At 68.4% G+C, this 12,880-nt stretch carries 11 protein-coding genes; 8 read left to right on the forward strand and 3 right to left on the reverse strand.

Annotated features, from left to right (window positions below; genetic code table 11):
• The first annotated feature begins 28 nt into the window (after window positions 1-28).
• The 8 genes from QFZ69_RS09400 (at window position 29) to QFZ69_RS09435 (ending at window position 6,963) form a co-directional block, all read left to right on the forward strand.
• Window positions 29-688, forward strand: coding sequence for a class I SAM-dependent methyltransferase (locus QFZ69_RS09400; RefSeq protein ID WP_373461934.1), 660 nt, complete (start codon window positions 29-31; stop codon window positions 686-688).
• The gene (locus QFZ69_RS09405) at window positions 681-1,838 is read left to right on the forward strand and encodes an NAD(P)/FAD-dependent oxidoreductase (protein ID WP_306917575.1); all 1,158 of its coding nucleotides are present in this window, start codon (window positions 681-683) and stop codon (window positions 1,836-1,838) included. The genes QFZ69_RS09400 and QFZ69_RS09405 overlap by 8 nt, the downstream gene beginning before the upstream one ends.
• A gap of 82 nt (window positions 1,839-1,920) precedes the next feature.
• Entirely contained in the window at window positions 1,921-2,823 is a 903-nt protein-coding gene (locus QFZ69_RS09410) for a hypothetical protein (RefSeq protein WP_307000064.1), read from the forward strand.
• 9 nt (window positions 2,824-2,832) lie between these two features.
• Window positions 2,833-3,504, forward strand: a complete 672-nt coding sequence (locus QFZ69_RS09415; RefSeq protein WP_306917579.1) for a peptide deformylase — start codon at window positions 2,833-2,835, stop codon at window positions 3,502-3,504.
• Window positions 3,505-3,599: 95 nt separating this feature from the next.
• A complete protein-coding gene (locus QFZ69_RS09420) occupies window positions 3,600-4,499 on the forward strand; it encodes a methyltransferase domain-containing protein (RefSeq protein ID WP_306917581.1) in 900 nt (299 codons plus the stop codon).
• A gap of 158 nt (window positions 4,500-4,657) precedes the next feature.
• Complete coding sequence (locus QFZ69_RS09425; protein ID WP_306917583.1) at window positions 4,658-5,119, forward strand: NfeD family protein; 462 nt, start codon at window positions 4,658-4,660, stop codon at window positions 5,117-5,119.
• A gap of 128 nt (window positions 5,120-5,247) precedes the next feature.
• Window positions 5,248-6,258 (forward strand): SPFH domain-containing protein, encoded by a 1,011-nt coding sequence (locus QFZ69_RS09430; RefSeq protein ID WP_306917584.1) that lies wholly within the window; start codon window positions 5,248-5,250, stop codon window positions 6,256-6,258.
• A gap of 357 nt (window positions 6,259-6,615) precedes the next feature.
• Window positions 6,616-6,963, forward strand: a complete 348-nt coding sequence (locus tag QFZ69_RS09435) for an RNA polymerase-binding protein RbpA (protein WP_026266329.1) — start codon at window positions 6,616-6,618, stop codon at window positions 6,961-6,963.
• 92 nt (window positions 6,964-7,055) lie between these two features.
• Here the strand turns inward: QFZ69_RS09435 and QFZ69_RS09440 are convergent, their stop codons facing one another.
• The 3 genes from QFZ69_RS09440 to QFZ69_RS09450 form a co-directional block, all read right to left on the reverse strand.
• Window positions 7,056-7,790 (reverse strand): polyprenol monophosphomannose synthase, encoded by a 735-nt coding sequence (locus QFZ69_RS09440; RefSeq protein ID WP_306917587.1) that lies wholly within the window; start codon window positions 7,788-7,790, stop codon window positions 7,056-7,058.
• 426 nt (window positions 7,791-8,216) lie between these two features.
• A complete protein-coding gene (locus QFZ69_RS09445; RefSeq protein WP_306917589.1) occupies window positions 8,217-9,869 on the reverse strand; it encodes an amidohydrolase in 1,653 nt (550 codons plus the stop codon).
• A gap of 104 nt (window positions 9,870-9,973) precedes the next feature.
• Window positions 9,974-12,868, reverse strand: a complete 2,895-nt coding sequence (locus QFZ69_RS09450) for an RNA helicase (protein WP_306917591.1) — start codon at window positions 12,866-12,868, stop codon at window positions 9,974-9,976.
• Window positions 12,869-12,880: the final 12 nt, after the last annotated feature.

Consider the following 12,880-nt stretch of genomic DNA (forward strand, 5'->3'; position numbering starts at 1 on the left):
GGAACGTGCAACTGACGCGGTCGAGCAAATGGACCTGCCCGGCTGTGACCCGGCCCGGCTGGACCGGACCTACGAGCAGTTTGCGCTGGTCAACCGGGCCGTCTCCGGCTGGCGCGGCCTGTACCTCCGTGAGCTCCGGCCCCGGCTCAGGGCAGGCTCAGCCACGACCCTCCTCGACATCGGCTGCGGCGGCGGGGACGTGCCGGTAATGCTGGCCCGTTGGGCCTCCCGCGACGGGCTCCGGCTTGAGATCACGGCCATCGACCCGGATCCGCGGGCCAGCCGTTTCGCCGCCAAACATCATCCGGCGGCCGGCGTGACGTTCCGGCAGGCGACTACAGCCGGCCTGGTCCGCGAGGGCCGCAGCTACGACTTCGTCGTATCCAACCACGTGCTCCACCACCTGGCAGCGGACGAGTTTCCGGCCTTCCTGGCCGAGTCGGGAAAACTCTGCCACGGCCGGGTCATCCATAATGACCTGCGGCGCAGTGTCCTGGCCTATGCGCTCTTCTTCGCCGGCTCCCGGCCTCTCACCGGCTCCTATATCCGGCAGGACGGGCTGACGTCCATCCGGCGGAGCTACACGACGGCGGAGCTCCGTGCCGCCGCTCCCCCGGGCTGGACGGTGGTACGCCGCGCCCCCTACCGGAACCTGCTGATCCTCGACAAAAGCGCCGCGGGTGCCTGAGGTCCTGGTCATCGGCGGCGGACCGGTCGGCCTGTTCATGGCCGCCCTGCTGCTGCAAAACGGCGTGCGGGTCCGGGTGCTCGAACAGCGCGCCGCGCCGGACCCGCACTCCCGGGCCATCGGCATCCACCCTCCCGCGCTGGACGTGCTGGAACGGATCGGCGTCGCGCAGGAACTGGTGGCCGGGGGGATCCCGATCCGTCGCGGCATCGCGGTCGGCGGCGGGCGGCAGCTCGCGGAGATGAACTTCGACGGCGTGTCGGAGAGCTACCCCTTCGTCCTGTCCCTACCCCAGAGCCGTACCGAGGCAGCCCTGGAACGGCGCGTCCGGGCGCTCGATCCCGGCGCCCTGCACCGCGGCGTCGGGCTCACCGGCCTGCACGACGACGGCGCTCAGGTCACGGTGACGGGCAGCTCACCCACGGGGCCGGTCCGGTATTCGGCGAACCTCGTGATCGCCGCCGACGGGGTCCGCTCCACCGTGCGGACACTGCAGGGAACGGCGGTGCATGCCAAGGACTATCCCGACACCTACCTGATGGGCGACTTCGCCGACGGCACCTGCCTCGGCCCGGACGCCGCGCTCTTCCTGGCGTCGGAGGGGATTGTCGAGTCCTTCCCGCTGCCCGGGGTCCAGCGCCGCTGGGTGCTCCGGCTCAACGGGTCGGACAGGGCGGGGAGTGCTGCGCTGCACGCCAAGACCGACGCCGGCTGGCTGGCGGAGCGCGTCCGGGACCGCACCGACATCCATGTCGACGCCGGCAGCAACAGCATGCTCAGCAGCTTCGGCGCACGGTCACGGCTGGCACGCCGGATGGTGACCGGACGGACAATCCTGATCGGCGACGCCGCCCACGAGATCAGCCCTATCGGAGGCCAGGGCATGAACCTGGGCTGGCTCGACGCTGTGGCGCTGGCGCCGCTCGTGCTCGCCGCCGTGCGGGGTGCCGACGCGGGAGCGCAACTGCAAAGGTTTGAACGCAACCGGATGACGGCCGCCGTCAGGGCGATGCGGCAGGCGGAGATCAATATGGCGCTGGGCCGGCCGCTCGCCGGCACCCTCCTTGACATCAGGAACAACGCGATCTCGGCGGCCGCCGCGGTCCCGGCGCTGAATTCATTCGTGGCCCGCCGTTTCACCATGCAGTGAGCAGCGGGTCGGTCCAGCCGGCGGGGCCATGTCCCCGGAATAGACTGGGGGCATGGGCCGCCTCTCCAGGACGAACCGGCGCATGGCATTGCCGACCACGGCAGCGGCGGGTCTGCTGGCCGTCGTGTCGGCATGCGGTGCGGGCGGCGGAAGCGCCGCCGGGACGGGTCCCCGGGAACCGCAACGGGCCTTCCCGGTCACCGCCGAGGTCAACCAGCTCCGCGACAACTACGGCAAACAGATCGTCTCGATCCAGCTCACCAATACCTCAGACGCCGCACTGACCGTGCTTGGTGCCCGGCTCGATAGTGCGCTGTTCGCGGACAGGATCAGCTGGCAGGCGTCCCCGGACGGGATCGAGCTCCCACCCGGCCAGACCAAGAGCCTCCCGGCACAATTGCCCGCCCCGGTCTGCGCACCGGCCGGACGGGCGGAAGCCGCACCAACCCTCGCCCTGACGATGGCACCGGCCACGGAAACCGCGCTGGAGGAAACTGCACCGGAGGAAATCGTCACCGCGGCCGACCCCTACGGTGTCCTGGCCCGGACCAACGCCGAACTGTGTCTCGCGCAAGCGGCGGACGCTATCGCCGGATTCCGGCTGGATCCCGGCCTTGAGGTCTCCGCGGACGGGCGGACCGCCGTCGTGCGGCTGCTCATGACACCACGGCACGCCGGGCCTGCCGCTGATTCCGCTGCCTTGACGATAGTCCGGATCGAGGGCACCACGCTCCTGGCCGAGGACCCGGCGGTCCCCTGGCCCCGTGCCGTTCCGGTGCGGACCGGCGGGGACGGCCGCGAGATCCGGCTGGGGATCCGGCCCGCGCGGTGCGATCCGCACGCCGTGGCGGAAGACAAGGTCGGGACGCTGCTTCCGCTCCGCGTGACAGTCGCAGGGCGGGACGGCGTGCTCAAGGTCGACGCCGGGCCGCTGCTTCGCGGCCGCATCTACGACTTTGTCACCGCAGCCTGCGGACGCCAGTAGTCTGTTGGCATGTCACCAGAGGCCAAGGTCACGGACTTCAGCGCCGCCCGCATCCAGGAAACCGCCCAGCAAATCCTCAGCGCAGGGGTGCTTCCGACGATTGTCCAGGCCGGCCACCCGGTCCTCCGGCAGGTGGCGGCGCCCTTTGACGGGCAGCTGAACGCGGCCGAACTCGGGCAGCTGATCGACCTGATGCGCAGCGTCATGCACAAGGCGCCGGGCGTGGGCCTCGCCGCCCCGCAGCTCGGCATTCCGTTGCAGCTGGCCGTGCTCGAGGACCAGTTCCAGGTCGACCCCGAAGTTGCCGGCACCCGCGGAAGGGAGCCGCTGCCGTTCTTCGCGATGCTTAACCCGTCCTACCGCCCACTGGGTCCCTCGACCGTGGCGTTCTACGAAGGATGCCTGTCCCTGAACGGTCTGCAGGCTGCCGTGTCCCGGCCCGAGTCGGTGCGGCTCGATTTCACTGCGCCGGACGGCAGCCGTCAAGAGCGGGACTTCAGCGGCTGGCAGGCCCGGATTGTCCAGCATGAAACAGACCACACGCATGGCATCCTGTACCTGGACCGGGCGGAGCTCCGTTCCATCACCACCAATGCCGAATACTCAGCCCGCTGGGCGCAGCCGGACATCAGCCTCGCCCGGCGGGAACTCGGGTTCCTGCCGGACCCGCCGGCGCCCTAAGCAGGTCGTCAGCACCGGGCGCCCGGGCCGGGAAGCAGCTCGCGGGCCTGCCGGCCCGGCGGCGCCGGATGCACCGCCGCCCTAGGATGGACAGTATGTTCCCCGTGTCCGTTGCCTCCCTGCTGTGCCCGGTGTGCCGAAACAGGCTCCGGCCCGGCGGTGGCTCCGGCCGGATGCTGGTGTGCCCGGCGGGCCACAGTTTCGACGCGGCCAAGCAGGGGTATTTCAATTTCCTGGTCGGCAAGGGAACGGTCTTCGAAGCCGACGCGGCCGACATGGTGGCGGCCCGCTTTGAATTCCTCTCGGCTGGACACTACCGGCCGCTCGCCGATGCCGTGGCCGAACTCTCCGCCCCGGCACTGGCCGCCCAGCAGAATGCCGGCACCGGAGCCGTGGCCACGGTGCTGGACGCCGGAACCGGCACCGGGCACTACCTCCGGGCTCTGCTGGACCGGACCGTGCAGGATGGAAGCGCGCGTGCCGGGAGACCGGTCGCGGCAATCGGCCTCGACATCTCGAAGTTTGCGCTCCGCCGCGCGGCAAAGCTGAACCCCGAGGCGGTGAATCTGGTGAGCGATGTGTGGCAGCCACTGCCGGTCGCGAACGATGCCGTCGACGTCGTCACCGTGGTCTTCGCGCCACGCAACGCGGCCGAATTTGCCCGGGTGCTCCGGCCTGGCGGCCGCCTGGTGGTTGTCACACCCCGGCCCGGGCACCTTGCCGAGATCGCCGGCCAGACCGGAATGCTGGGGATCGAACCGGCGAAGGACGAACGGCTTGCCGCCTCCCTGGAGAATCATTTTTCCGCGGTCAGCGGCCGCGACCTTGACCTGGATCTGGCCCTCTCCCCTGCCGACGTCGCGAGGCTGGCTGTGATGGGTCCGGCCGGACACCATCTGGACCGCGGCGCCCTCGACTCACTGGTGGCTGCACTTCCGCCGATAACTGCCGTGTCCGCCCGGTTCCGGATCAGCGTCTTCGAACCGCGTTCCTAGGCCCGTTCCGCACCCCGCCCGGGAGCCGCCCAGATAACGACTTGGCCACGTTGCCGAACACTTTTCCGCGGCCCCCCGCGGCCCGCGGCCTTCGGCTTAGGATGGAAGCAGAGTTACTGAGGGTCTGCGCTGCCGGCCCCGGGGCGAAGGGGGAACGAATGTTCGACTGGCTGGCCGAAAACTGGTGGGCATTGTGGCTCACGGGCTTCCTGGCATTCGCCGTGGTGGAGATGATCACTCTCGACCTCTTCTTCATCATGCTCGGTGGCGGCGCATTGGCCGGGCTGCTCGCCGACTTCGCGGGAGCGGACCTCTGGCTTCAGATCGTCGCCTTTTGCGTCGTCTCCCTTCTGATGATCGGCTTCGTGCGGCCTGTCGCCCTCAAGCACCTCCACCGGGGGCCGGCCGAGCAGCGCAGCAACATCGAACGCCTGATCGGCGAGTCCGCACTGGTCATGGAATCCGTCACTGAGAGCGGTGGACTCGTCAAGATCGGCGGAGACGTCTGGAGCGCGCGATCCGAGGCCGGAGTCCTCGCACCGGGCCAGCACGCCGTCGTCAGCGCCATCGAGGGCGCAACCGCCGTCGTGACCCCGCAGGCGGAAGCGGCCAACCCGTAGGCACGACCCCATGCGGCGTCCCGATACCGGGAAAAGACTTCCTGCCGCCGCCACCGGCGGCAGGACCGTCGCGGCAGCTATCCGGCCGCTGACATAGCAGGACCACATAACTGGGGAAAAGGTGATGTATGGATATCGCAGTCGCAATCGTGCTGCTGGTACTCGTTGCGTTCGTAATTATTGTGCTGGTGCGCTCGGTGCGGATTATCCCGCAGGCCCGGGCCGGCGTCGTCGAGCGGCTCGGCAAGTACCAGCGCACTCTTAACCCCGGCCTCACCATCCTGATCCCGTTCGTGGACCGGTTGCTCCCGCTGCTGGACCTGCGCGAACAGGTGGTCTCCTTCCCGCCGCAGCCGGTGATCACCGAAGACAACCTGGTGGTCTCGATCGACACCGTGGTCTACTTCCAGGTCACGGACGCGCGCGCCGCGACGTACGAGATCGCCAACTACATCCAGGCCGTCGAGCAGCTCACCACGACGACGCTCCGCAACGTCGTCGGCGGCCTGAACCTCGAAGAGGCCCTGACATCCCGTGACCAGATCAATGGCCAGCTTCGCGGCGTGCTTGATGAAGCGACGGGCCGCTGGGGCATCCGCGTCTCCCGCGTGGAGCTCAAGGCGATCGATCCGCCCCACTCGATCCAGGACTCGATGGAGAAGCAGATGCGGGCCGAGCGTGACCGGCGCGCCGCCATCCTCACCGCCGAAGGCACCAAGCAGTCGGCCATCCTTACCGCGGAAGGCCAGCGCCAGTCCTCCATCCTGAAGGCCGAGGGCGACGCGAAGGCGGCGATCCTGCGGGCGGACGGAGAGGCCCAGGCGATCCAGAAGGTGTTCGACGCCATCCACAAGGGGAACCCGGACAACAAGCTCCTGGCGTACCAGTACCTGCAGACCCTCCCGAAGATCGCCGAGGGTTCCTCGAACAAGCTCTGGATCATCCCAAGCGAGGTCGGCGAAGCGCTGAAGGGAATCGGCAACGTCCTGGGCGGGACCGCTTCCGGCCAGGCATCCGATGGCCTGTTCGGCCCCGATGTGGACGGCCGGGCACCCGTAGCGCCGGCGGCGGGGGCAGTGGGCACGGAAGCTGTCGCTCCGTCCGCCGGTCCCACTCCCCCGGCACGCCCGCCGAGCTAGCCGCACGCCGGGCCGGGCCGGGCGCACGAGGAACACAGGGAGGCATCCGCCAGAGCGGGTGCCTCCTTCCTCTGCTGTGCCTCCTTCCTTGGCAGCCATGAACCGGCGGCCGGCGCGGAACGGCGGCAGGGCTTTACCGGAGCGGTACCGTTCCCGTATACTTGAATATTTGTCCGGCTGGTTCAGCCCGTCGGAACAATTACGCCTCGCAAAGCGTTGAAACCAGTGACGATTTATCCGGTCTTTGTCCAGTGGTTGTCCACTTAAAGCGACGTAATGCACACAGTAGTCCGGCGAGGCTTTACCGCCCCGGATCCCGCAGGGCACGACCCTGCGAACCGAATAGAGGGAGAAAAGATGAGCGATCGCAGCCTGCGGGGTATGCGCCTTGGCGCACAGAGCATGGAGACCGAATCCGGCGTCGAACCGGCTCCGCGCCAGCGGGTTGAGTACCGCTGCGAGGACGGCGAGCAGGTATTCGTGACCTTCTCCTCCGAAGCGGAGATCCCCCCGGTCTGGGTATCGAAGACGGGCAAGGAAGCCTTGCTGGTCGACGGCGAACGTCCCGTGAACAGCAACGAGAAAGCGGTCCGCACGCACTGGGACATGCTGCTGGAACGCCGCTCCCTCCCCGAGCTTGAGCAGATCCTCGAAGACCGCCTCACGATCCTGCGTGAACGCCGGGGCGAACGCCGCTCGGCCTGACCAGCCCTGCAGCAACAGAAGGGGCCGGGCCCGCAACGTCATTACCGACGGAGCGGACCCGGCCCCTTTTTTGCTGCTGCTTGAAGGGGCTGCTAGAGCGACTTCTTGCCGGTCAAATTGTTCCAGCGTGCTTTCAGACCCCACCGCGTGACGTTGACCATGGCCTCGACCACGATGCTGCCGCTCATCTTTGAGGCGCCAAGCTCCCGCTCCACGAAGGTGATCGGTCGTTCCACGATGGTGAGCCCAAGCTTAGCCACCCGCCAGGCGAGGTCCACCTGGAAGCCGTAGCCAACCGAGTCGACGGTGTCGAGGTTAAGTTTCTCCAAGGTCGTGCGCCGGAACGCGCGGAAGCCCCCGGTCACGTCCTTGATCTTGACGCCGAGCATGATCCGCGCGTAGGTGCTGCCGACCCGGGAGATCGCTTGACGGTAGAGCGGCCAGTTGACGACGCTGCCCCCGGGAACCCAGCGCGAACCCATTGCGAGGTCGGCGCCCTGTTCTACCGCCTCAAGCAGCTGGGGAAGCTGCTCGGGCTTGTGCGAACCGTCGGCGTCCATTTCAACCAGGACGTCATAGCCCGCATTGAGGCCCCATTTGAAGCCTGCGATGTAGGCTGCACCGAGTCCCGCCTTGCCTGCGCGGTGCAGGACGTGGACCTGGCTGTCCTCGGCGGCGATCCGGTCCGCGAGCCCACCCGTGCCGTCAGGGCTGTTGTCGTCAACAACCAGGACATCGGAAGCCGGCACAGCGGTGCGCAGACGCCCGAGAGTCTTGGGCAACGATTCGAGCTCGTTGTAGGTCGGGATGATCGTGAGGACACGCACAGCGAGGCCTTTCCTTGAAGGGAGCGGTCAGAACGCCGGGAAGTCAATAGATAGCGGACACCAGGCGCAACTTACCATTATAGGGAGTCGCGGGGCCCGCACAGGCCGTCCCCGTCCCAGGGCAGGTCCACCCGCTTCGGGCCAGTTCCGGAAGTCCGCGAAGTGTGCCGCCGGAACCGTTTTCTGCTGCGGGGTGGACCCGCCCCCTGGGGTTACCCATGGCCGGAACCAAGGCCGCCGCAATGCAGGGGCGCTGGAACTGTCCGGGGACGTCCGGAGCCTGCATCCTGCGCAACCCTCCGTTGAGCGTCAATGCTACGGGCACCCCGAGTTCTGTCAACCGGACTGTGACCTGCCATTTCATCCATCGCCGCAGGCCAGCAGCGTCCCGTGGCGGTGAATGTTTCGGGATGTTTGCCTCGTGTGTCAGGCTCCGAGGGCGCCGCTCGAGAACAGTTCGCGCCCGTCGCGGACGGTGAGCAGGCAGTCCGGATCTGAGCCCGTGTCCAGCGCAGGCAGCAGGGGGGTGCGGGCCCGGGGATCCGTGCTCCAGGACTGCACCCGGCCATCCGCAACCTGGACCATGAGTTCCTCGACCTCCCAGACAGCGAAGCTTGCCGGAGCACCAGGGACGAGTTGACCGGCCATCGGGTTCCGGTAGCGGGCGGCGCGCCAGCCGGCCCGGGTGTGGCCAAGGAAGGCGGCGCGGGCAGAAATCTGTTCGGCGGGGTTGCTGTGCTCCAAACAGGCACGGACGCTGGACCAGGGCCGCAGTGGGGTCACCGGGCTGTCGCTGCCGAAGCAGATGGGGACTCCGGCGGCGTAGAAAGAGGCGAACGGGTTCATCCCCAGCTGCCGTGACCCGAGGCGTTGCTCGTACAGCTTGCCGGCTCCGCCCCAGGCGGAGTCGAAACCTGGCTGGGCGCTGACCGTGACGGAGTACTTGGCCAGCCGGCCGATGGCATCCGGATCGGCGAGTTCCACATGTTCGAAGCGGTGGCCTGCAGCACGCACCCGCTGCTCCCCGACTTCAGCGGCGGCCAGGTCCAGGGCGTCCAGCGCCGCAGCGAGGCCGGCGTCGCCGATGATGTGGAAGCCCGCCTGGATGCCCAGCAGCGAACAGGCTGCCAGATGGGCGGCGGCCTGGTCCACCGAGACGTACAGGCTGCCGCGCTCCCCCGGTGAGTCGGTGTAGTCCGCGCGGAGCGCCGCGGTGCGGGATCCAATGGAGCCGTCGATGTTCAGGTCCCCGGCGAGGCCCAGGACGGACACGCCCAGGCCGTCGAGGATGGACTGCGCGTGCTCCTGGGACGTGGCCAGTTCGCCCCAGTACGGCAGGATCTCGGGGACGGCGGGGCCGATGCGGCTTTCGTCGTTCCAGCCGGCCGCAAGGTGCAGGTCCTCGATGCTGCCGATATGCGGTGCCGCCATCTCGGCGAGGCCAACGTACCCGTTGGCAGCTGCTTCGGCCAGTGCCTGCTGCTGGTAGCCGCGGAGTGCGGCGGCGGGCAGGCGGCGCGCTGCGAGCCGGGCGGCCGTGTGCGCGGCGCGCTTGACCTGGCCACCGGCGGACAGGCCATCCAGACCGTCCAGGCCGGCCGCCGCCGCCAGGGCAGAAGAAACCAGCGCCGAATGCACATCGACGCGGGATAGGTAGACCTTGCGTCCTCCTGCCGCGCGTTCCAGTTCGGCTGCGGACGGCAGGCTGGGGTCGGCCCACAGCGTCTCGTCCCAGCCATGGCCCAGGACGGTGCCTTCCGCGGTGGAACCGGCGACGGCGTCGAGCAGTTCGCGGGCGGAGCGGACGCTGCTGAGCTGCAGGGAGTCCTGCGCGATGCCCGTTTCGGTCAGGTGGACGTGGGAGTCGACGAAGCCGGGGGCCAGGAGCGCGCCGTGCAGGTCCACGACGTCCATCGAGGCGTCAGCGATGGACGTGGCGGCCTGTTCGGAGCCGACCCACGCGACCGTGTCGCCGTCGACCAGCATCGCCGTCGCAAAGGGATCGGCGGCCGTGTAGACGGATCCGTTGCGGTACAGCGTCACCTTGCGGGGTGCGGGGGCGGCCGGGGAGTCGGTCATGGTGCGGGAGCTCCTTGTAGCTTGTCGCCGGCGCGGGCCGGCCGTGTTCGAGGAAGGTGTCCGGCCCAAGCTCGGACGAGGGAGTAGCGGCGGGCGTCGGCCCGCTACGTCACGGAGGAGTAGGCGACGACGCCGCGCTTGACGAGTTTGATGGCGTCACTGCAGAGCCGGGAGACACGCGCGTCCAGGTCGGGGATCTTGGCCAACTGGTCCAGCAGGTCAATGACCTGCTTGACCCAGCGGACGAAGTCGCCCGCGGCGAGGTCCGTGCCGCTGAGGACGTCCTGGAGGTGCCGTCCCTTGGCCCATTTGTAAATCGGCCAGACGAGGCCCAGCTCGGGTTCCCCGGTCAGCGGCAGCTTGTTCGCTTCCTCCACGTCTTCGAGGGCCGACCACTCCCGCACGACGGTGTCGACGGCGGATTCCAGCGAGACGCTGGGCATCTTGGGGCGCAGCCCCCGGTCCTCCCGTTTGGCCTGGTAAACCAGGACGCTGACCAGCGCTGCCACTTCGGCGGCGTCGAGGTCGCTGAATGCTCCCATCCGGAGGGACTGGGAAATCAGCAGATCCTTTTCCCCGTAAATCCGGCGGAGCCGCTGCCCGTCCCGGCTGATCGTGAGCACCCCCGAATCGGAGGTTTCCAGATAGCCGTAGCTGGCCAGCACGCCGCACACCCGGTCGAACGTCTTCGCGATGGTGTTCGTGCGGCCCTGGATCTGCCGGACCAGCCCGTCCGTCTCCTGCCGCAGCTTCCACCAGCGCTCGGACCAGCGTGCGTGGTCTTCGCGTTCGCTGCAGCCATGGCAGGGGTGGGCGCGGAGCTCGCGCCGCAACTCGGCAATCCGCTTTTCCTGGTTCGGCAAGGCCGCGGCGCGGCCGAAGTCTTCGTTCCGGTTCGGCGGTGCCGGCGGGCGGTTCTCGCGGATGGCGTTGCGGACCGACGAGGCCAGGTCGCGACGCGATTTGGGCACCTTCGCGTTGAAGGACTTAGGGATCCGGATCCGAGTGATCGGCGCGAGCGGGCCCTCGACGTCATGGATGCCGATCCGCCGCAACTGGTTGTCCATCGTCAGAACGGCCGGCCGGGGCTCGCGGGAGTGATGGTCCGAACTGAGGACGACGGCGAGTCCCGGCGCCCTGCCGCCGGGCACGTCCACCACGTCCCCGGGCAGGAGCCGGCTCAAGGAGTCCTCGGTGAGGGATTTCTTCGCGCGGGAACCGCTCTTGGACGCGTTCTTCTCGGCGTCGGACAGCGCCCGCAGCAGCCGGGAGTATTCGGTGAAGTCGCCCAGGTGGCAGGTCATCGCCTTGCTGAATCCGGCCAGCGACTCTTCCCGGCTCCGGACCTGCCTGGCGAGCCCGACGACGGAACGGTCCGCCTGGAACTGGGCAAAGGAGGATTCCAGGATCTCCCGGGCGCGCATCCGGCCGAACTGGGCCAGCAGGTTGATGGACATGTTGTACGTGGGCCGGAAGCTGGAGTTCAGCGGGTAGGTCCGCCGGGAGGCGAGGCCCGCGACGGCGGCCGGATCGGTGCCCGGCTGCCACAGCACGACGGCGTGGCCCTCGACGTCGATCCCGCGCCGGCCGGCCCGGCCGGTCAGCTGGGTGTACTCCCCCGCCGTGATGTTGACGTGTGCCTCGCCGTTGAACTTGTCGAGCTTTTCCAGCACAACGCAGCGCGCAGGCATGTTGACGCCGAGCGCCAGGGTCTCGGTGGCGAAGACGGCCTTGACCAGTCCGTCGACGAAGAGCTTTTCCACGACTTCCTTGAAGGTGGGCAGCATACCCGCGTGGTGCGCGGCGAGGCCGCGCAAGAGGCCGTCGCGCCAGCTCCAGAACCCAAGGACGTCCAGGTCATCGGAGGGGATGTCCTGCGCGGCCTCGTCGACCCGCCGGGCGATGACGAGCTGCTCCTGCTCGGTGGTCAGCCAGAGCCCGGCGGAGACGCACTGGGCCACCGCCGCGTCGCAGCCGGCGCGGGAGAAAATGAAGGTTATTGCCGGCAGCAGGTCCTGACGGTCCAGGCTGGCGATGACCTGCGGCCGGCTGGCCTTGCGGACCGGGCTGCGTGGACCGCCCTGGAGGGCGTCGTCGCGCTGGCTCTGTTGGTTGCGTTGATTCCGCTGATTGCGTCCGCCCTGCCCGAAGCGGCCGCGGAAGTTCATTTGGCTTTCGGCCCGGGCCATGGAGAGGAGCTCGGGGTTAACCTCGAAGCCCGGGCGGGTGCTGAGGTCGGCAGTTTCCGTCGTGGCGGAGGCATCCGCTTCCCCGGCGGGGGCGATTTCGTCGAAGCTCGTATCCCCGGCGAAGAGATCCACGATCTTCCGGCCCACCATGACGTGCTGCCAGAGCGGTACCGGGCGGTGTTCGGAGACGATCACGTCGGTCTGCCCGCGCACGGTGTCCAGCCAGGCACCGAACTCTTCGGCGTTGGAGACAGTGGCGCTGAGCGAGGCCACCTGGACCTCGCTGGGCAGGTGGATGATGACCTCTTCCCAGACGGCGCCTCGGAAACGGTCGGCGAGGTAGTGGACCTCGTCCATGACGACGAAACCCAGATCGTCGAGGGTGTCGGAATCGGAGTACAGCATGTTGCGGAGCACCTCGGTGGTCATCACCACCACGGGGGCGTCGCCGTTGATGCTGGTGTCACCAGTCAGCAGCCCGACCTGCGAGGCGCCGTACTTCTCGGACAGCTCGGAGTATTTCTGGTTGCTGAGGGCCTTGATCGGGGTGGTGTAGAACGCTTTCAAGCCACGCTGGAGGGCCAGATAGATGGCGAATTCCCCCACGATGGTCTTGCCGGCACCCGTGGGCGCCGCCACGAGGACACCGCGGCCGGCCTGAAGCGACAGGCACGCCTCGCGCTGGAAATCGTCGAGTTCGAATTCCAGCGACCGGATGAACCCGCCCAGATAGGTTTTGGCTTCTGCAGCCCGTTCGACGCTGGCGCGGTAGCGTTCAGCCGGCGATTCGGGCCCGGGTAGTAAGGACATGCTTCCAGCCTA

Source organism: Arthrobacter sp. V1I7, from assembly GCF_030817015.1.
In the GTDB taxonomy this organism is placed as follows: Bacteria; Actinomycetota; Actinomycetes; order Actinomycetales; family Micrococcaceae; genus Arthrobacter.

Coding starts and splice junctions, on each gene's coding strand:
- QFZ69_RS09400 (WP_373461934.1), top strand. CDS start 29: ATGGACCTGCCCGGCTGTGACCCGGCCCGGCTGGACCGGACCTACGAG.
- QFZ69_RS09410 (WP_307000064.1), top strand. CDS start 1,921: ATGGCATTGCCGACCACGGCAGCGGCGGGTCTGCTGGCCGTCGTGTCG.
- QFZ69_RS09415 (WP_306917579.1), top strand. CDS start 2,833: ATGTCACCAGAGGCCAAGGTCACGGACTTCAGCGCCGCCCGCATCCAG.
- QFZ69_RS09420 (WP_306917581.1), top strand. CDS start 3,600: ATGTTCCCCGTGTCCGTTGCCTCCCTGCTGTGCCCGGTGTGCCGAAAC.
- QFZ69_RS09425 (WP_306917583.1), top strand. CDS start 4,658: ATGTTCGACTGGCTGGCCGAAAACTGGTGGGCATTGTGGCTCACGGGC.
- QFZ69_RS09430 (WP_306917584.1), top strand. CDS start 5,248: ATGGATATCGCAGTCGCAATCGTGCTGCTGGTACTCGTTGCGTTCGTA.
- QFZ69_RS09435 (WP_026266329.1), top strand. CDS start 6,616: ATGAGCGATCGCAGCCTGCGGGGTATGCGCCTTGGCGCACAGAGCATG.
- QFZ69_RS09445 (WP_306917589.1), bottom strand. CDS start 9,869: ATGACCGACTCCCCGGCCGCCCCCGCACCCCGCAAGGTGACGCTGTAC.
- QFZ69_RS09450 (WP_306917591.1), bottom strand. CDS start 12,868: ATGTCCTTACTACCCGGGCCCGAATCGCCGGCTGAACGCTACCGCGCC.